17 protein-coding genes are annotated in these 19,696 nt (G+C 59.1%); 8 read left to right on the top strand and 9 right to left on the bottom strand.

Features of this window, described 5'->3' with window-relative positions; genetic code table 11:
* Window positions 1–130 precede the first annotated feature (130 nt).
* From ACM6I7_RS05980 to ACM6I7_RS05955, 6 genes are all read right to left on the bottom strand, one after another.
* Window positions 131–3,331 (bottom strand): type I restriction endonuclease subunit R, encoded by a 3,201-nt coding sequence (locus tag ACM6I7_RS05980; RefSeq protein ID WP_414888141.1) that lies wholly within the window; start codon window positions 3,329–3,331, stop codon window positions 131–133.
* Complete coding sequence (locus tag ACM6I7_RS05975; protein WP_414888140.1) at window positions 3,331–4,731, bottom strand: restriction endonuclease subunit S; 1,401 nt, start codon at window positions 4,729–4,731, stop codon at window positions 3,331–3,333. Before ACM6I7_RS05975 ends, ACM6I7_RS05980 begins: the two co-directional genes overlap by 1 nt.
* Complete coding sequence (locus ACM6I7_RS05970) at window positions 4,728–6,707, bottom strand: type I restriction-modification system subunit M (protein WP_414888139.1); 1,980 nt, start codon at window positions 6,705–6,707, stop codon at window positions 4,728–4,730. The genes ACM6I7_RS05975 and ACM6I7_RS05970 overlap by 4 nt, the downstream gene beginning before the upstream one ends.
* Window positions 6,708–7,138: 431 nt before the next feature.
* The gene (locus ACM6I7_RS05965; protein WP_027613336.1) at window positions 7,139–7,696 is read right to left on the bottom strand and encodes a Smr/MutS family protein; all 558 of its coding nucleotides are present in this window, start codon (window positions 7,694–7,696) and stop codon (window positions 7,139–7,141) included.
* 74 nt (window positions 7,697–7,770) lie between these two features.
* Window positions 7,771–8,091: a hypothetical protein gene (locus ACM6I7_RS05960; protein ID WP_007914024.1), complete on the bottom strand. Its 321-nt coding sequence runs from the start codon at window positions 8,089–8,091 to the stop codon at window positions 7,771–7,773.
* Window positions 8,092–8,221: 130 nt separating this feature from the next.
* Window positions 8,222–8,812, bottom strand: coding sequence for a cysteine hydrolase family protein (locus tag ACM6I7_RS05955; RefSeq protein ID WP_003223193.1), 591 nt, complete (start codon window positions 8,810–8,812; stop codon window positions 8,222–8,224).
* A 238-nt stretch (window positions 8,813–9,050) separates the two neighbouring features.
* On the opposite strand from ACM6I7_RS05955, the gene prmB reads away from it, so the two are divergent.
* Entirely contained in the window at window positions 9,051–9,959 is a 909-nt protein-coding gene (gene prmB / locus ACM6I7_RS05950) for a 50S ribosomal protein L3 N(5)-glutamine methyltransferase (RefSeq protein ID WP_086794742.1), read from the top strand.
* 99 nt (window positions 9,960–10,058) lie between these two features.
* On the opposite strand, the gene ACM6I7_RS05945 is transcribed toward prmB, so the two are convergent.
* On the bottom strand, window positions 10,059–10,850 hold the full coding sequence (locus ACM6I7_RS05945; RefSeq protein WP_414888138.1) for a hypothetical protein: 792 nt from the start codon (window positions 10,848–10,850) through the stop codon (window positions 10,059–10,061).
* A 99-nt stretch (window positions 10,851–10,949) separates the two neighbouring features.
* Window positions 10,950–11,903, bottom strand: coding sequence for an alpha/beta hydrolase (locus ACM6I7_RS05940; RefSeq protein ID WP_414888137.1), 954 nt, complete (start codon window positions 11,901–11,903; stop codon window positions 10,950–10,952).
* 128 nt (window positions 11,904–12,031) lie between these two features.
* Here ACM6I7_RS05940 and aroC point away from each other — a divergent pair, with 128 nt between their 5' ends.
* The 5 genes from aroC to mtnC all read left to right on the top strand — a co-directional run bounded on the left by aroC (window position 12,032) and on the right by mtnC (window position 16,249).
* The gene (gene aroC, locus ACM6I7_RS05935; RefSeq protein ID WP_027613332.1) at window positions 12,032–13,123 is read left to right on the top strand and encodes a chorismate synthase; all 1,092 of its coding nucleotides are present in this window, start codon (window positions 12,032–12,034) and stop codon (window positions 13,121–13,123) included.
* Between the two features lie 31 nt (window positions 13,124–13,154).
* Window positions 13,155–14,300 (top strand): MFS transporter, encoded by a 1,146-nt coding sequence (locus ACM6I7_RS05930; RefSeq protein ID WP_414888136.1) that lies wholly within the window; start codon window positions 13,155–13,157, stop codon window positions 14,298–14,300.
* The gene (locus ACM6I7_RS05925; protein ID WP_007959997.1) at window positions 14,297–14,923 is read left to right on the top strand and encodes a methylthioribulose 1-phosphate dehydratase; all 627 of its coding nucleotides are present in this window, start codon (window positions 14,297–14,299) and stop codon (window positions 14,921–14,923) included. Before ACM6I7_RS05930 ends, ACM6I7_RS05925 begins: the two co-directional genes overlap by 4 nt.
* Before the next feature lie 92 nt (window positions 14,924–15,015).
* The gene (locus tag ACM6I7_RS05920) at window positions 15,016–15,561 is read left to right on the top strand and encodes a 1,2-dihydroxy-3-keto-5-methylthiopentene dioxygenase (protein ID WP_027613329.1); all 546 of its coding nucleotides are present in this window, start codon (window positions 15,016–15,018) and stop codon (window positions 15,559–15,561) included.
* Window positions 15,562–15,565: 4 nt separating this feature from the next.
* A complete protein-coding gene (gene mtnC, locus ACM6I7_RS05915) occupies window positions 15,566–16,249 on the top strand; it encodes an acireductone synthase (protein ID WP_027613328.1) in 684 nt (227 codons plus the stop codon).
* A gap of 193 nt (window positions 16,250–16,442) precedes the next feature.
* On the opposite strand, the gene ACM6I7_RS05910 is transcribed toward mtnC, so the two are convergent.
* Entirely contained in the window at window positions 16,443–16,721 is a 279-nt protein-coding gene (locus ACM6I7_RS05910; protein WP_027613327.1) for a DUF3509 domain-containing protein, read from the bottom strand.
* A gap of 378 nt (window positions 16,722–17,099) precedes the next feature.
* Here ACM6I7_RS05910 and ACM6I7_RS05905 point away from each other — a divergent pair, with 378 nt between their 5' ends.
* Window positions 17,100–18,938: a long-chain-acyl-CoA synthetase gene (locus ACM6I7_RS05905; RefSeq protein WP_027613326.1), complete on the top strand. Its 1,839-nt coding sequence runs from the start codon at window positions 17,100–17,102 to the stop codon at window positions 18,936–18,938.
* 97 nt (window positions 18,939–19,035) lie between these two features.
* Window positions 19,036–19,554, top strand: coding sequence for an ankyrin repeat domain-containing protein (locus tag ACM6I7_RS05900; protein WP_027613325.1), 519 nt, complete (start codon window positions 19,036–19,038; stop codon window positions 19,552–19,554).
* Window positions 19,555–19,696: the final 142 nt, after the last annotated feature.

Genomic DNA, 19,696 nt, shown 5'->3' with positions numbered 1-19,696 from the left:
GCGACCGCTACCGGCCAAAAGCTGCCATTTCCTTCCGGCGGCTTTGGACTCAACGCGGCCTTTGACGAAGGGCTGATATCGGCAAAAAAGCAGATGTCGGCGCGTATGTCGTTGATGGAGTTATACGGTTTCAGGCATCACGCAAGCCGGATTCATCAAAGATGGCCGTGGATTTCAGCATCTTCAAAATCACTAACGCAAAAGCCCGGCTTTTTGTCTCGTTGTCCAAGACTTCTAGCGAAAGTTTTTCGTAGTCGGTCATAGCATCCAGTACGGTGTCCAGAACACGCTTGGGGAATAAGCCATGCATCACTTGATCTACCGAGTGATTGTTCACCTGAGCCATCACATCTGCCTGGCGGCTGATGCGCTGTGCAATGCCTGTGAGGAACTGCAGTTGGTCCTCTTCGCCCACCTCGGCACCGAAGATATCGTTCAGTGCCTCGATGATTTCCGACAGACGCTTTTTCTCCGGGTCATGGGGCTTACCGCTGCCCACATCGCTGCCGGGCTTGAGGGTGGATTCGCCACTTTCTTCGCTCAGCCGCAGCTGGTGCTCAGCACGCTTGCTCAGGCGATAGTGGCTCAGTTGCAGTTCGCCCACGTCCACGTCGTCTTGTTGCAAACGATCTATGCGCAGCAGCGGATGTAGATGCTTAGCGTACACACACAGCTGCTCTAGCTCGCGGTCCTCATAAGGCACGATCTGCGAGAGGAACTCGTACAGGCGCACAAAGCTCTGCAGGTTCTTGCGGAACAGGTCGAGCTGATCAATCTGCTCGCCAGCCTCTTTCAGCGCGTGCTCGGCTTTTTTCAGGCCAGCGCTGTCGCCGTTGGCTTCGGCGGTGCGCTTGTAATCCAGCGCCTGCTGGTGCGATTCGATCGAGAAGGCATAACGCTTGGCAAAGCGCTCTTTAGCCGGGGTGCAGTAGTAGCTGAGCTTGCTGGCCGCCGCCTTGGGGTCGAAGAAAGCCATGGCGAACGCTTCGACCTCCTGCCAGTGATAAATTCCCTCGGCATCCAGTGTCTTCTGCAGGTCATAAATGATCTGCGGATCAGTCACATCGGTCAGTTCGGCCTTGGTGTAGTAAGGCAAGAAGGCGTCAAGAATGTCCTGCGGCTCGTTGAAGAAGTCGAGGATGAAGGTTTGCTTGCTATCACCGAAAGTGCGGTTCAGCCGCGACAAGGTTTGCACACAGTCCACGCCTTGCAGCTTCTTGTCCACGTACATGGCGCACAGCTTGGGCTGATCGAAGCCGGTCTGGTACTTGTTAGCGGCGATCATCACGTTGAAGTCTTGGGTGTCAAAGGCGTTCGCCAGGTCGCGGCCATTGAGGCCAGCGTTGAGCAGGTTGTTGTTTTCCGTCACTTCTTCGGGGATCACCTCATCCGGTAACACGCTACCGGAGAACGCCACCAGCGGGTGCACATCGCTGTAACCCATCTGCTGCACGTAAGCCTTCATCGCCAACTGGTAGCGCACGGCTTCCTGACGGCTACTGGTCACCACCATCGCCTTGGTCTGCCCCCCCAGGAGGCCACGGATATTGGCGCGAAAGTGCTCGACGATCACCTCGACCTTTTGGCTGATGTTGTACGGGTGCAGACGCACCCAGCGGGCCAGTTTGATGCGCGCCTTTTTGCTGTCCACTTCGTCGTCTTCGCCGTCCGGGTGGGCGATCTTCCAGGCGGTGCTGTAAGTGGTGTAGTTACGCAGCACATCGAGGATAAAACCCTCCTCAATTGCTTGGCGCATAGAGTACAGGTGAAACGCCTCCGGCTTATTGCTTGAGCTGGCTGGCAGCGTCGGGTCGGCCGGGCGCCCGAATAGTTCCAGGGTCTTGGCCTTGGGCGTGGCGGTAAAGGCGTAGTAGCTGATGCGCTCATTCGGTTGGCGCGCCTGCACAGCAGCGTCGAGCAGCTCTTCGGCGCTGACTTCTTCCCCTTCCAAGGCATCGCTGCCAAGAATCTGCTTCAGCTTGCTGGCCGATGAACCGGTTTGCGAGGAATGCGCCTCGTCGGCGATTACCGCATAGCGCCCACTGGCGAGCTTGGGGTATTTATCCAGCGCGTCGAACAACGCCGGGAAAGTCTGAATCGTGACGATGATGATGCGCGTCTGCTCGGCCAGTGCTTCAGCAAGTTGTTCGGATTTGCTCTGGCTGCTGTTTTCACGATTGATCTGCTTGACCACGCCTTGGGCATGCTCGAACTGGTAGATGGTGTCCTGCAGCTGCTTATCCAACACGGTGCGGTCGGTAATCACAATCACCGAGTTGAACAACCGTTGGCCGGCATCGTCGTACAGCGAGGCCAGTTGATGCGCCGTCCAGGCGATGGAGTTGGACTTGCCCGAGCCGGCGCTGTGCTGGATCAAATAGCGCTTGCCCGGCCCATCGGTGCGGGTGGTATCGATTAGCTTATTGACCACTTCCCATTGGTGGTAACGCGGGAAGATCATCGTCTCCCTGGTCACCAGCGTTCCATCGAAGCTTTCACTGGTTTTCTTGTCCAAGTGCAGAAAGCGACCCAGCACTTTGAGCCACGCATCCGGCTGCAGCAGGCGTTGCCATAAGTAGCTAGTGGAGTATTGGCTGTCGCCCTCAGGCATCGGGTTGCCCGCACCACCTTCCTCGCTGCCGAGATTAAACGGTAGGAAGAAGGTGTCTTTACCCGCCAGCTTCGTGGTCATCGCCACCTCGTTCTGGCCTACGGCAAAGTGCACCAGCGCGCCGCGCTTGAAGGTCAGCAGCGGCTCGGGTTTGCGCGTGAGCGGGTCTTTGACCTGGCGGTCCTGGCGGTACTGGCGCTTGGCGTTTTCCACCGACTGCTTGAACTCGCTTTTCAGCTCCAGCGTGGCGGTGGGGATCCCGTTGACGAACAGCACCAGATCCAGCCGTGGGTTGTAGCTTTGACCGCTGCTGCCCGCCTCACGCGCATGCGGCGAGTACGACACCTCCGGCACCACGCGCAGGCGGTTGCATTGGTAGCGCTTGAGGGTGTCCGGGTTCATGCCATGGTCGGGCTGGAAGCTGCACAGCTCCACCTTGACTGCCGGTAGTTTGAAACCATGGCGCAGCACATCCAGGGTGCCGCTTTGCTCCAGCTCACGTACCAACTTTTGCACCAGCACATCATCCGGGTCATTCGGGTTGGCCTTGGCGAACTTGACCCAACGCTCCGGCCAGGCCTCCTTGAAGTAGCCCAGCACATCTTCGGTATAGAGTGCCGTGCGCCGGTCGTAGCCGCTGGCGGTGCCGACTAGCCAGCCCTGGGCGGCCAGGGCGAGGATGATGTCTTGTTGAAACTGAGCTTCCTTGCTGTCCGCCATTACACGGCCTCTTCTTCTAATTCGGGGGATTGGGCAAGAGCCAGTGGCTGCCAGCCGCGCACGTCGATTTTCCCGGTTACGGCGGCGGAGATTAGGGCGGAGCGGCGCTCTTTCAGTAGATCAATAGCCTTGATTGCTTGACCCAGCAAAGAACCGAACTCCGCAGTGACTCTATCTAAATAATCAGAGATTTTTATTTGCTCAACTACTGGCGGAATAGTTACAGGCAGCAACTTCAGCAAGTCCTGGCTTAAAGATGCTCGGGTAACCAAATTCATTTCCTTGTTGAAGAAAATACGTAGCCTTTGGTTACGGAAATAATATTTAGAGAACCCAGGGGATAGAGACTTTCCCGTCGGCCTAAATCGAATCAGAAATCCAGCAAAAACAGCACTTGGAAGCTCCTGCAGGCAGGTTGCACTGAAGCCTATCTCGTCAACTGTTTCCGATGTTCGGGTGAAAAATACATCCCCATACTCAATCGAGTAACGTCGCTGGTCTTCCGGTGAGGATTGAACAAGCCCGGTAACTTCACTAGGTAATACGGCGTTCTTATACACATCGCCATAACTTACAAAAGGGGAGCCCGACCCGAAAGCCTCTCCTCCAATATTTATGCCGTTTTGACACTCACCCAGATAACGTAAAGCCTTCACTCCCCAATGCGCCGGCACCTCGCCTAGCCACTCCACACCGGAGTCTTTCATCGGCACCGTGGGGTCGAGTCCTTTGGTGACGGCGTGGGATATCAAGGCCTGACGCTTTTCCTTGAGCAGTTCAATCAGGCGATGCTGCTCTTCGACCAGCGCGTCAATGCGGGCGGTTTCGTGGTCGAGGAAGAGAGCGATTTGGGTTTGCTCGCCTGTTGTAGGAAGCCAAGCAATACCACCGCGAAGAATTTCCTGAGTAACACTGAATACCTTGACCCCTTTTACACCCATACGTAACTGGGTTCTGAAGGCGAATGACTCTAGGCAATAGGCGAGAAACCGTGAATTTACGTCCGAATCCAAGCTGTAGATAATCGTGTGATAACCAGCGAAAAGAGGGTCCAAGCCTGACACATGAGTAAAATTACCGACGCCTTCAAGGTCCTCCGAGGTATCGGCAAACACAAAATCGCCATAGCTAATACAAGATGATGGCTCTGTGTCCAGATACTCCGCAGGCACGCACTTTAGAACCTGTATGTCTTGGTTCACCTCAAAAGGATATAAGGAGTGAACTTCACCATAGTTCAGACAAGGGATACCCGTATCAGTTAAATCTGCCTTTGTTATCGTCAACCCCTTTCTAAAGCGACCGAGATATCTGAGCGGTTTAATATCCCAATGTACAGGTACAGCCCCTAGCCACTCGACCCCGGAATCCCTGTAGTCCGGATACACTGGAAACGTCATGCCGACAGCCCCTCAATCATCTGTTTGATACTGTCGGTACAGGCTTTCAGGTCGCTATCGATCTCGGCCAACAGGCGCGGTGGTTGGAACACATAGAAATGGCGGTTAAAAGGAATCTCGTAACCGACAATGCCGACCTCACCATCCTGCGCATCGGTTTTGCTCTCGTCGATCCAAGCATCCGGCACATGGGGGATGATTTCGCGCTGAAAGTAGTCGTATACCGACTCGCCCAGCGGCACATTCGCGTTGTCGCGCAGGCCAGCGTCGGCTTCCGGCTGGCCTTTGGTCATGCAGATATCCGCTTCGGGGTCGCGCTCGCTTAGGGCGTTCATCAGGGCTTTGAGTTCGGGCGCACTCAGGCTGACGCTCTGCGCGGTGAGGGCTTTTTTCAGCAGCTTGCTGAACTGCTCTCGGTTGCGGTGCAACACGCTGGCATCCATCGCTTGAAGGGCGTCCATCAGCTGTTGTTGAGCGGTGCTGTCGAGTTTCTGCAGGGCTTTTTCATCCAGCACTTTGGCAATGCGTTCGGCGCTAGTTTGGAAGTTCTGGCGCAGCGGACGTTCGACAGTGATACGCCGGTAGCCGAAGGCGTCGATGGGGAAGATTTTGCTCTGCGCGGTTTGCTCGAAGCTGCCATACAGGCGCACCAGCTTGCTGATTTGATCCTCAGTGATGTACTGGCGCTTGCTGCCCAGCGACTTGCGCATTTTGGCGTAGTGCTGGCTGCCGTCGATCAACTGCACCTTGCCCTGACGCGCAGCGGCCTTGTGGTTGGAGAGAATCCACACATAGGTGGCGATGCCGGTGTTGTAGAACATGTCGGTGGGCAGTGCGACAATGGCTTCGACCAGATCGTTCTGCAACAGGTAGCGGCGAATCTCCGACTCTCCCGAACCCGCACCGCCGGTAAACAGCGGCGAGCCGTTGAGGATGATGCCGATGCGCGAGCCGCCGTCGCGTGGATCACGCATCTTGCTGACCAGGTGCAAGAGGAACAGCAGCGAACCGTCAGACACACGCGGCAGGCCTGGGCCGAAGCGGCCGTCGAAGCCTTTGCGGCTGTGCTCGTCGGTGATCTGCTTCTGCACCTTCTTCCACTCCACGCCAAACGGCGGGTTGCTGAGCATGAAGTCGAAGCGCTTGTCGGCAAGCTGGTCGTTGGACAGGGTGTTACCGAGCTTGATGCTGGCTACGTCCTGGCCCTTGATCAGCATGTCCGCCTTGCAGATGGCGTAGGACTCAGGATTGAGCTCCTGACCGTGTAGCGACACGCTGACCTTCTCGCTGATGGACTGGATGTACTCATCGCCCTCGGACAGAAAGCCGCCGGTGCCGGCGGTTGGGTCATAAATAGTGACGATGCTGTTGGGCGCGAGCTTGTGGTCTTGATCGGTGATCACTAGCGAGGTGGTGAGGTGCACGATATCGCGTGGGGTGAAGTGCTCCCCGGCGGTTTCGTTGGAGCTTTCCGCGAACTTGCGGATCAATTCTTCGAAGATGATGCCCATACCGAAGTTGCTGATGCGTTCAGGGCTCAGGTCGGTGGCGGCAAATTGCTGCACCACCTGATAGAGCAAATTGGCGCTGGCCAGTTGCTGGACGAAATCTTCGAAGTGGAAGTGTTCGAATATCTCGCGAGCGTCCTTACTGAAGGATTGTACGTAACTCATTAGGTCGGCAGGAGTCTGGCTGTCGGACAGCGTGCCAAGAGTTAGAGGCGAGGCGTTGAAGAACTGCAGGCCCCTTGCCGCACGCAGCATGTACATTTCACGTACCGTGTCTGGACGTCCTTCCTGAGCGTAAAACTCGCGAATCACAGCATCCTTGGTGGGCGCCAGCACACACTCCATGCGCCTCAGCAGGGTTAATGGCAGGATGATGCGACCGTACTGAGACTGCTTGAAGTCACCGCGTAGCAAATCGGCAATCGACCAGAGAAACGCGGCCGTTTGGGAATGATTTTCCGTATTCACGCAACAACACCTTGGAGTCGGGGTAAATGGGCAAGTCTAACATCCAGAATGCCCATCACGAGTGCACGTTTTGGCTGAAAGCTGACGGCCAAGGCGACCGCTTATGGCCGATAGCCGCCATTCGATTTACGGTCAAGCCATGATTCAACAATGAAAAAGCCCCGCATCGCTTGAAGCAATGCGGGGCTTTTTCAATGTATGTGGGATATGAATTCCGTACCAATTTCTGTACCAATAACTGTGTATTAGCATGAAATTCTGGGTTGTCCTCGGTGCTAAGCCCCTGATTTCATTGACCCTGAGAACCTACTGAATGCCCCTAAACATGGCGGTGTAATTCTGTTCCAGGGACATGAAACTACCTGTGGGGATTTTCGCAAAGGGCAAGGGTACGGTGGCGGACACAACCCTGCAAGTTCGGTGTAACGCGATTATTCGTCGCGGCCTTCCATCATGGTGCGTTTGAGCATCACGTACACCGCGCCCGCACCGCCGTGTTTCGCCTGGCACGAGCAGAAACCGAGCACTTGCGGATGCTGACGCAGCCAGGTGTTGACGTGGCTTTTAATCATCGGCCGCTTGCCGTCCAGGCGCACGGCCTTGCCGTGGGTGACGCGCACGCAGCGGATTTCGAATTTGGTCGCTTCGGCGAGAAAGGCCCAGAGGGTCTCGCGGGCTTTTTCGACGTTCATGCCGTGCAGGTCGAGGCTGCCTTCGAACGGGATCTGGCCGATCTTGAGCTTGCGCATCTGGCTTTCCTGCACCCCGTCGCGGGCCCACATCAACTCGTCTTCGGGGCCGACGTCGATCACGAACTGATCGGACAGGCCATCCACGGTGGTGGTGTCGGTGCGCACGGTGGCGGACTGGCGCAGTTTGGCGATCTGCGCGCGGTCAGCCTTGGGTTTGCCAGTGTCGGCGCGGTCGTGCTTGATCGGCTTGACGCCTTGGATCGCACTTTTGAACAGGGAAAAATCGTCGTCTTGCATGTCAGCCTCCGCGAAGGGCGGCCAGTTTACCCAAGTCGAAACAAAACGGCCCGGCAAAAAGCCAGGCCGTGGAGTCAGTCGTGTTTTTTCATCAGGTGCGGGGACATGTTCAGCTCCCGCGATTGCCTGGCGCGACGCCGGCATCGACGCCACAGCGCCACACCGAAATACAGGAACAACAAGCCGACCGCGAGAATGATCGCCGAACCCATCGGCGTGGCATTCAAATCGCCGAGCGCCGGCGGGCGTCCCAGCAGGCTGGCGGCACCGGCCATCGCCAGCAGCACACCGAACGTCGCCAGAATGGCGGCGATCGCTGCGCCGAATCGAAAACGCCAGTTGCTTTGGCCTTTGGGCCGCAAGCGGCGTGCGTCAAATCCATCGGATAACTTCATTCCGACCTTCCTCAATGGGTATCGGCCCTTCGACCGGGAGTTGACCGGGTTGTTCCTGAGGCTAAGGCAATTGAAGCAAATGCGAGGCTTTTGCGGATGAGCGGCGCGGTGAGCCGCTCATCAGAGCAGATCAGATCAGATCTTGAGTCAGGGCAAGGGTGGCGAAGTTGTCGGCCATGATCGCCATTTCCGCTTCCTGCACCACGGCGGCGCTGAGCACGCGGCCCTTGAACGGCAGGTCACGGGTGGCGCAGGCGTCTTCGACCAGGGTGCAACGGAAGCCCAGGTTCTTCGCCGCGCGCACGGTGGTGCTGACGCTGGAGTGGCTCATGAAGCCGCAGACGATCAGATCCAGCGAGCCGAGATTCTGCAAACGGTCGAGCAGTTCGGTGCCGTGGAACGCGCTCGGCAGCAGTTTGCCGATGATGGTTTCATCACCCTGTGGCTCAAGGCCCGGGATGAACTCGCCGCGTTCGCCCTGCGGGTCAAACAGGCCACCGACGGTGCCGAGATGACGCACGTGCACGATCGGCCGACCGGCTGCACGGGCCGCGGCGACCAGTTGTTTGATGTTCGCGACGGCCGCGTCCATGCCGCTCAGGGCCAGCGGGCCACTGAGGTACTCTTTCTGGGCATCAATGATGACCACGGTGGCATGGCTCAGTGTGGCCGCTGCGTAACCGCGGCCGCTGAGTTGAAACATCGTTTTTGGAACGGACATTCGGGGCTCCTTGGGGTGGGGCTTTTGCGGCATTGTCCTCTGGCTGAGCGGTTCTGTGAACCGCTACCATCGTAGGCAGCGTCGTTATTGGCCTGCAGCCTTGTCAAGTTACACGTTCTGTTCAATAGCTGATGCAAAAAACAGAAAAGTCCTACTGTCGGCGGCGAATGTTTCCCGCGTCGTCGTGACGCGTTTTGGCTGCTAGAATCGCCAGTCGTTTTTTCTGGAGTTCTGCCCCGTGATCACTTCCCGACTTCGTACCCTGCGCGACCACATCCGTTGGGCCGTCAGCCGCTTCCATGGGGAGGATCTGTTTTTCGGCCATGGCACCGACAACGCCTGGGATGAAGCCCGGCAGTTGGTGCTCGGTGCGTTGCACCTGCCGTGGGAGATCGCCGACAGCTATCTCGACTGTGCGCTGGAAGACGACGAACTGGTCAACCTGCAACGCCTGCTCAAGCGCCGCATCGAAGAGCGCATCCCGACTGCGTACCTGTTGGGTGAGGCATGGTTCTGCGGCATGTCGTTCATCGTCGATGAGCGCGTGCTGATCCCGCGTTCGCCGATTGGCGAGCTGATCGAAAACCGCTTCGCACCGTGGATCGGCGACGAGCCGGCACGCATCCTCGACCTGTGCACCGGCTCGGGCTGCATCGGTATCGCCTGTGCCTACGAGTTCCAGAACGCCGAAGTGGTGCTGGCGGACCTGTCGTTCGAAGCGCTGGAAGTGGCCAACCAGAACATCGAGCGCCATGGCGTCGATGAGCGTGTGTACACCGTGCAGGGCGATGGTTTCGATGGCCTGCCGGGGCAGCGTTTCGACCTGATCGTGTCGAACCCGCCGTACGTTGATGCCGAAGATTTCGCCGACATGCCGGACGAATACCAGCACGAACCGGAGCTGGGCCTGGCCTGCGGAGATGACGGTCTGAACCTGGTACGGCGGATGCTCGCCGAAGCGGCGGATCACCTGACCGAGAAGGGGCTGTTGATCGTTGAAGTGGGCAATAGTCAGGTACACGTCGAAGCGTTGTACCCGGAAGTCGATTTTGCCTGGCTCGAATTCGAGCGTGGCGGGCATGGTGTGTTCATGTTGACGGCGGAGCAGTGCCGCGATCATCAGGCGCTGTTCGCTTCCCGAGTCTAAAGGATAAAAGCTTCGCGAGCAGGCTCGCTCCCACAGGGAAGTACATTCCAAGGTGGGAGCGAGCCTGCTCGCGAATAGCCGCGCCGCGGTCTCAAGCCATCAGCGGTGTGTGGCAATCCAGATCAACAACCCCGCCTGAAACACCGCAAACGCCACCAGACAGGTAATGGTGAAGCGCAAACCAGCGTCTTCACGCTTGAACTTGCTGACCTTCTCTTCCTGCTTCTTCAGCTTCACTTCCTGCTCGGCCAGGTTCTGCTCGGCCTGTTGCAGCATCTGCGCCGCTTCGAGAATCTCGACGATCTGCAGCTTCTCGCTGTTCCAGTCGCCCAACAGGTCACCGACCTGTACCTCTTTGACGCTGCCCTTCAAATGCTGGGCGTCGGCGTAAACCACGTCAAAACCATGCACGCGCAAGAAGTGATCGCGATGCAGGCGGGTGTCTTCGTTCAGCGCGTCCTTGTTGTTCAAGTCCATGCCGTCGACGGTGTAGGCGGGCCAGCGTTTTTTCGCCCAATTGATGCCTTGTGCAGCCATGAAACGACCGATACCACGGTTCAACGGTTCGATCTGCAAACCGCTGTCGGGGCCGAAGTGCACACGTTTGCTGGTGTGATTGACCCACACATCCAGATGGTTCTGCTCTTTACGCACGCGCTGACCGGGCAGTTTGATCGCCATGCGCATCAGGCTGTGTTCTTTGCTGTTGCGCTCGGCGTAGCCGAACTCGACAAAGCGCAACGGCCGGCCACCGGTGTGACGGTCAGTCTGCAGTGGGGCCAGGCGGAGCATCTTGTGGTGCTCGACGCTGACGTCCGCCCATGGCAGCTCGACCGCTGGCGGTGCGTCTTTTTCAGCGGTGGTGTCGGGTGAAGTCGGGGTATCAGTCATAACGGCGAGATCCTGTCCAAGCCCTGCTTGTCGCCAGCCGATACGCTGGCGACAAAGGCTTATCGGCCGTTTTTTGCAGGACTGGAGGGCAAACTACGGTTAACGGTTGCGAATGCCGTCAATAAATTCGATGAGTTTGCCGCCCAGTTCCGCCGCCAGTGGCAAATTGGGGTCCTTGTACGAGGCCAATTGCCGCTTCACATCGGCGGGGACGATGCGCATGACGTGGTTCATGCCTTCGATCACCACCAGTTCGGCGTCGGGTTTGGCGGCTTTCAGCGCCTGCGCATCGCCGACGCCGACCTGCATGTCGTTGCTGCCCTGGACGATCAGCGCCGGCATCTTCAGTTGCGCAAAAGCCTTGGCCGGGTCCTGGCGGAAAAGCGAAATCAGATACGGCTGCACGCTCGGGCGGAAGATCGGTTGCAACGGCGCCGGCACGTCGGCATCGGTGTGACCGGCCTTGAGGCTGTCGAGAATCTGGTTGCTGCGCAGCATCAACGGTGGCGGCAGGCTACGGGCCAGTTGTTCGCGGATTACCTGATCCACCGGGCGGGCGCTGCCGGACAGCGAAATCAGCGCAGCGGCGTCGGCACGCGGGGCGGCGAGGGTGGCAATCAGTGCACCTTCGCTGTGACCGAGCAGAATCAACGGGCCGAAGCGCGGATCGTTTTTCAGCTTCTGGCTCCACGCCACGGCGTCGTCGACGTAGCCTTCCACCGACAGATTGCGCTCGTCAGGTGTGGCCGGCCGGCTCGCAGCCACCCCGCGCTTGTCGTAGCGCACGCTGGCGATGTTGTGTTTGGCCAGCACCCAGGCCAGTCGCTTGAGGCTGTCATTGCGCCCGCCATCGGGGTTATTGCCGTCACGATCTGTAGGACCGGAGCCGGCAAGGATCAGGACAACCGGCACTGGGTTGTCGGATTTTGGCAGCAACAGCGAGCCGAAAAGTTCACCGCTCCCGGTATCCAGAGAGATCGGGCGCTGCAGGACAGTCGCGTGGGCAAAGCCGGTAAACAGGGTAAGACTCAAGATCAGAACTCGCAGCATCATCACGCCATCATTCGCCAAGGTGCCGGTTGGACTCACCAACACCACTAAGGTTCGAGGATGAACTACTCGGTTAGCCTGCGTATACTGGCGCGCATCGAATTCGGGTTTGATTTCACGGAGCGTCCTGCATGTCCGGCAATACCTACGGCAAGTTGTTCACTGTCACCACCGCTGGCGAGAGCCATGGTCCGGCGTTGGTCGCCATTGTCGACGGCTGCCCGCCGGGCCTGGAGATCTCCCTCGAAGACCTGCAGCGCGACCTCGATCGGCGCAAGCCAGGCACCAGCCGCCACACCACCCAGCGTCAGGAAGCCGATGAGGTCGAAATCCTTTCCGGCGTGTTCGAGGGCCGCACCACCGGTTGCTCGATCGGCCTGCTGATCCGCAACACCGACCAGAAGTCCAAGGACTACTCGGCGATCAAGGATCTGTTCCGCCCGGCGCACGCCGACTACACCTACCACCACAAATACGGCGAGCGCGACTACCGTGGTGGCGGTCGCAGCTCGGCGCGGGAAACCGCGATGCGTGTGGCGGCAGGTGCGATTGCCAAAAAGTATCTGGCCAGCCAGGGCATCGTCATCCGTGGCTACATGAGCCAGCTCGGCCCGATCGAAATCCCGTTCAAGACCTGGGATTCGGTGGAACAGAACGCGTTCTTCAGCCCGGATCCGGACAAGGTCCCGGAACTGGAAGCCTACATGGACCAGTTGCGCCGCGATCAGGACTCGGTCGGGGCGAAGATCACCGTAGTCGCCGAAGGCGTGATGCCGGGCCTCGGCGAGCCGATTTTCGACCGCCTCGACGCTGAACTGGCGCATGCGCTGATGAGCATCAACGCCGTGAAAGGCGTGGAAATCGGCGCCGGTTTCGCCTGCGTCGCTCAGCGCGGCACCGAGCATCGCGATGAACTGACCCCGCAAGGTTTCCTCAGCAACAATGCTGGCGGCATCCTCGGCGGCATCTCGTCCGGTCAGCCGATCGTCGCGCATCTGGCACTGAAGCCAACGTCGAGCATCACCACCCCGGGCCGTTCGATCGACATCCACGGCAACCCGGTGGACGTGATCACCAAGGGCCGTCACGACCCGTGCGTCGGCATCCGCGCCACGCCGATTGCCGAAGCGATGATGGCCATCGTGCTGATGGATCACCTGCTGCGTCATCGTGGGCAGAACGCCGACGTGCGCGTCAGCACCCCGGTGCTGGGTCAGCTTTGATGGTTGATCGCCAAGTCGTCGCGGTCTGACCGTGGCGGCGCTTCCGTACTGGCGGCTGTCCAGTTTCTATCTGTTCTATTTCGCCTTGCTCGGTTCGACAGCGCCGTTTCTGGCGCTGTACTTCGATCACCTCGGCTTCAGCCCCGCGCGCATCGGCGAGTTGGTGGCGATCCCGATGCTGATGCGCTGTGTGGCGCCGAACATCTGGGGCTGGCTCGGCGACTACACCGGCAAACGCCTGGCCATCGTGCGCTTTGGCGCGGTGTGCACGCTGCTGACGTTCTCGCTGATTTTCGTCAGCAAGACCTACGCCTGGCTGGCGATGGTCATGGCGCTGCACGCATTCTTCTGGCACGCGGTGTTGCCGCAATTCGAAGTCATCACCCTCGCGCACTTGCAGGGGCAAACCGCGCGCTACAGCCAGATTCGCCTGTGGGGCTCGATCGGTTTCATCATCACCGTGGTCGCGCTGGGCCGACTGTTCGAATGGCTGAGCCTCGACATCTACCCGGCGGCGCTGGTGCTGATCATGGCCGGCATCGTCCTCAGCAGCCTGTGGGTGCCGAATGCGCAGCCGCCGCAGGGCAATCGGCCGAGCGGGGAAGGCTTTCTCACGCAACTGCGCAGCCCCGGTGTGCTGGCGTTTTACGCCTGCGTCGCGCTGATGCAGATGAGCCACGGCCCGTATTACACCTTTCTGACCTTGCACCTTGAACGCCTCGGTTACACACGCGGCACAATCGGCATGCTCTGGGCCGTGGGCGTGGTCGCCGAGGTGCTGATGTTCATGGTGATGAGCCGGATTCTCGTGCGCTTTTCATTGCGTCGGGTGCTGATGGCGAGTTTTCTGCTGGCGGCGCTGCGCTGGTTGCTGCTAGGTTCGTTCGCCGAATTCCTCTGGGTGCTGTTGTTCGCGCAGGTGCTGCACGCGGCGACCTTCGGCAGCTTTCATGCGGCTGCCATCGCCTTCGTGCAACGTAGTTTCGGTGCGCGTCAGCAAGGTCAGGGTCAGGCGCTGTACGCGGCGCTGGCCGGCACCGGTGGCGCGCTGGGCGCGTTGTATTCCGGTTACAGCTGGAATGCCCTCGGCGCGACATTGACCTTTAGTATTGCCAGTCTCGCGGCGCTCGCTGCTGCCGTTATCATTGCCACACGTATGCAAGAGGACAGGCCATGAGCCTTACGCGTGAACAGCTCGCCCAGCAGATCGTCGACGCCGGGCGTTTTCTTTATGGTCGCGGCTGGTCGCCGGCCACCAGCAGCAATTACTCGACGCGTCTGTCGCCGAGCGAAGCGCTGCTGACCGTGTCCGGCAAGCACAAGGGCCAGTTGGGCCTGGACGACGTGCTCGCCACGGATTTGTCCGGCAACAGCCTGGAACCGGGCAAAAAGCCCTCGGCCGAAACCCTGCTGCATACCCAGCTGTATAGCTGGCGCCCGGAGATCGGCGCGGTGCTGCACACCCACTCGGTGAACGCCACGGTGCTGTCGCGCCTGACGCCGCAAGACTTTATCGAGTTCGAAGACTACGAACTGCAAAAAGCCTTCAGCGGCATCTCCACCCACGAATCCCGGGTGCGCGTGCCGATCTTCGACAACGATCAGGACATTGCGCGCCTCGCCGCCAAGGTGCAGCCTTGGCTCGACGCCCATCCCGATTGCGTCGGTTACCTGATTCGCGGCCACGGCCTCTACACCTGGGGCGCGCAGATGAGCGATGCCCTGCGGCAGATTGAGGCTTTTGAATTCCTGTTTGAATGCGAGTTGAAAACCCGCAGCGTCATGAACCGCCAAGGCTGACTTCACCAGAAGCCGCCCATTCGCCTGATGAAATGCACTGCCCGACCGGTCTGCAAGAGCCGGACGGCAAGGCCGATACCGAGGAATTGCCCATGAGCAGCCTGTCCGTCTATCACGTATCCAGCCCCGAGATTCCGAACAAGGTGCTGACCCATTTCGAAGACATCGCCTCGACGCTCGCCGAGCAGGGCGTGCGCTTCGACCGCTGGCAAGCCGCGGCGAAGATCCAGCCCGGCGCCAGCCAGGAAGAAGTGATCAGCGCCTATCAGGAGCAGATCGACAAACTGATGACCGAGCGCGGTTACATCACCGTCGATGTGATCAGCCTCAACAGCGACCACCCGCAAAAAGCCGAACTGCGCGCCAAGTTCCTTGAAGAACACCGCCATGGCGAAGACGAAGTGCGCTTTTTCGTTGCCGGTCGTGGCCTGTTTACCCTGCACATCGACGATTATGTCTACGCGGTGTTGTGCGAGAAGAACGACCTGATCTCGGTGCCGGCCGGTACCAAGCACTGGTTCGACATGGGCGAGCACCCGCACTTCGTGGCGATTCGCCTGTTCAACAACCCGGAAGGCTGGGTCGCGAATTTCACCGGCGAAGACATCGCCGGGCGCTTCCCACGTCTGGAGGACTGAGCCGATGCCGATCAAAGCCATTGTCACTGACATTGAAGGCACCACCAGCGCGGTGAGTTTCGTTTTTGATGTGCTGTTCCCGTATGCGGCCAAACACCTGCCGGACTTCGTGCGACAGAACGCCGAACGTGCCGATGTGGCTGAGCAACTCGACGCCGTGCGCCGCGACAGCAATGCACCGCAGGCCGATGTTGAACGGGTTGTTGAAATTCTCTTGAGCTGGATCGAGGAAGATCGCAAAGCCACGCCGCTCAAAGCCTTGCAAGGCATGGTCTGGGCGCAGGGTTATCACGCCGGGCAGTTGAAGGGCCACGTGTACCCGGATGCCGTTGAAGCGCTCAAGCGCTGGCATCAGGCCGGTTATCAACTGTTTGTGTATTCGTCGGGTTCGATCCAGGCGCAGAAGCTGATCTTCGGCTGCTCCGAGGCGGGAGATCTGACACCGCTGTTCAGCGGGTATTTCGATACCACGTCGGGGCCCAAGCGTGAGGCGCAGTCTTACACCAACATTCAACAGGCGATTGGTGTCGAGCCGCAGGACATTCTGTTTCTGTCCGACATTGTTGAGGAGCTGGATGCCGCTCAATCGGCAGGCCTGCAGACCTGCGGCCTGGCGCGCGAGGGTGGGGAGCTGGGAAGCCATATCACCGTCGACAGCTTCACCGGCATCGAACCCGAAGCCTTCTAACCACCCTCAATCCAATGTGGGAGCGGGCTTGCTCGCGAAAGCGGTGTGTCAGCCAAATATTTTTGACTGACACGCCGCTTTCGCGAGCAAGCCCGCTCCCACACAAAGTTTTGCATCAGCCACAAAAACAGGCCGGACAGTGAAAACTGCCCGGCCTGTTTTTGTTTAAGGCTGTTTAAAACCTCGAATCAAATTACAGCGAGTGATACGTCGGCAGGGCAAAGCGCTGCTGGCTTTGCAGCATCGCAATCTGCGGCAGTTCACTGGCTTCTTCCGCCAGGTCACGACGGATCGCGCTGATCGCCCACGACAGTTGGTCGGCGTTGTGCATTTGCTGATACGTCAGGGCGCGCTTGAACACTTTGCCTTCACTGCTGCGCAGCGTCAGCAGAATCCCGCCATCGGGACGTGGCGCAGTGGTGACGTTGAAGTTGGAGAACAGCGAGGTAAATTTTTCTTGGATCAGGCTCATGTCTTTCAGCTCCGTATGCACTTGAATGGCAAGCATGCTGAGGAGGTTGCAGCGATTGTGCCAGCACACGAAAAAATAAAAATGTATATAAATCAATAACTTAAAAATTGTGAAATTTGCATGGCTCGTGCAATCTGCATGAATGGCCATCGTGCATCCTGCATTTTGCGGGATTCTCATGAGTTGAACGGAACCAAACGGCAAAGTCGCAATCACCGCCGCCAGGCGTGACAGGGCGGATACAAAACATTGCAAAAACCGCGTGTACAGGCCGCGAAGCGCTGACGTATTTTCGATCTCGACCTTGCCCACAGCGCAGGTCATGCCCACAGCCCGAACAATAAAAAACCGGCCGACCAGGCCGACCGGGGAGCTGCCATGCGTCACGCGTCGAGCGACACGATTACTTGGAGCATGATGCTCCGCAAACTGCCGACGATCGCCAAAGCCATCCCGCGGGTGGTCAAGGGCATGAAAGTCGCCAACGTCACGGATCCGACCCAAACGTGTGGCCTCGGCTGGACCTTCGAGCAAGCAACGCTGCGCAATCCAGAGGGGCAGGCGATCTTGCAGGACAACGTCTTGCTGACCTATGCGCAGGTCAACCAGTGGGCCAATCGCATCGCCCACTATCTGAGCGCGCAGGGCATCGGCAAGGGCGACGTGGTCGCAGTGTTCATCGAAAATCGTCCCGAGCTGCTGGTGACCATTCTGGCGCTGGCCAAACTCGGCGCGGTCAGTGCGCTGCTTAATACTTCGCAAACCCGCGACACACTGATTCACAGCGTAAATCTGGTGGCGCCGGTGGCGATTGTCCTCGGTGAGGAATTGCAGCCGGCGTTTGCCGCGATCCGCGAGCAGGTGTCGATCCCGGCGCAGCGCACCTGGTTTATCGCCGACCGTGACACCTATAGCCACCCAGGCATTGCGCCCGAGGGCTACGTCAATCTGATCAGTGCCAGTGCTGACGCCTGCACTGAAAACCCGCCCAGCAGCGGCGAAGTGTTCTTCGACGATCCGTGCTTCTACATCTACACCTCCGGCACCACCGGCCTGCCCAAGGCCGGGGTGTTCAAGCACGGCCGCTGGATGCGCAGCTCGGCCAGCTTCGGCATGATCGCCCTGAACATGACCCCCGACGATGTCGTCTATTGCACCTTGCCGCTGTACCACGCCACCGGCCTTTGTGTGTGCTGGGGCTCGGCGATCAACGGCGCTTCCGGGTTCGCGATCCGTCGCAAGTTCAGCGCCAGTCAGTTCTGGCCGGACGTGCGTCGCTACAACGCGACTACCCTCGGCTATGTCGGCGAATTGTGCCGTTATCTGGTCGATCAACCGCCCAGCGCCGATGACAGCCGTCACGCGGTGCGCAAGATGATCGGCAACGGCTTGCGTCCCGGCGCCTGGGCCGAGTTCAAGACCCGGTTTGCCGTCGAGCACATCTGCGAGCTGTACGCGGCGAGCGACGGCAATATCGGCTTCAGCAATATCCTCAACTTCGACAACACCATCGGTTTCTCGCTGATGGCCTGGGAGCTGGTGGCGTACGACCACGACAGCGGTCAGCCGTTGCGCAGCGCCGACGGCTTCATGCGCAAGGTCGGTAAAGGCGAGCAGGGCTTGCTGCTGGCGCGGATCGACGAAAAAGCACCGCTGGACGGTTACACCGACCCACAGAAAACCGCCAAGGTGGTGTTGCACGATGTGTTCAGCAAGGGCGACCGCTTCTTCAACACCGGCGACCTGCTGCGCAATATTGGCTTCGGCCACGCGCAGTTCGTCGATCGACTCGGCGACACCTATCGCTGGAAGGGCGAAAACGTCTCGACCACTGAAGTGGAAAACCTGTTGCTGCAGCATCCGCATATCTCCGAGGCAGTCGCCTACGGCGTCGAAGTGCGCAACACCAACGGTCGCGCCGGGATGGCCGCAATCACGCCCGCCGAGTCACTGGCGACCCTGGATTTCGCCGAATTGCTGGCGTTCGCCCGCCAGCGCATGCCGGCCTACGCGGTGCCGCTGTTCCTGCGGGTGAAGGTGAAAATGGAAACCACCGGGACTTTCAAATACCAAAAGACCCGACTGAAAAACGAGGGCTTCGACCCCGGCCAGACGGGCGATGACCCGATCTACGCGTGGCTGCCCGGCACCCAGACTTACGTGCAGGTGACGGACGAAATTCTGGCCGATATTCATCAAGGCAAATACCGCTATTGAGATTGGCTATGGCCTGACTTGAGAAAAAGGGGGTGACAGCTATCGTCGCGCTCGGGAAACTGTCGGCTTTGCGAATAACCGAAAGTGGAGTTGCCCTATGTCTGACCAGAGCCGCCAGATGACCCCTGAAGAAGCTGCCGAATTCACCGAGCAGGTTTTCAACAAGGCGCGCGAAGGTGATGCGCTGATGCTCGATCGGCTGATCAGCGCCGGTTTGCCGGTGAACCTGAAAAACAGCAAGGGCGACACCCTGCTGATGCTCGCCAGTTACTATGGCCACGTCGACGCCGTGCAGGTGCTGCTCAAGCACAAGGCCGACCCGGAAATGCGCAACGGCAACGGCCAGAGCCCGATTGCCGGCGCCGCGTTCAAGGGCGATCTGGCGGTGGTCAAGGCGCTGGTGGAAGCGGGCGCCGAGATCGAAGGTTCGTCCTTCGACGGCCGTACCGCGCTGATGATGGCGGCGATGTTCAACCGTGTTGAAATCGTTGATTACCTGATCAGCAAGGGCGCCGACCCGCAAGCCAAGGATGCCAATGGCGTCACCGCGCTGGACGCGGCCCGCACCATGGGCGCGGTCGATACCACGGCGCAGCTGGAAAAACTGCTGGCCTGATCAGGTCAAAAGATCGCAGCCTGCGGCAGCTCCTACAGGTCTCACATTCGTTCGCCAAATGGGCGCGGAACTTGTAGGAGCTGCCGCAGGCTGCGATCTTTTGCTTTGTGCGCTATCCTCCGCGCCCTCAAATTCAACCTTC

This window comes from Pseudomonas sp. IT-93MI4 (assembly GCF_949767635.1).
GTDB lineage: Bacteria > Pseudomonadota > Gammaproteobacteria > Pseudomonadales > Pseudomonadaceae > Aquipseudomonas > Aquipseudomonas putida_A.
This window is presented reverse-complemented; position numbering and strand designations above follow the sequence as displayed.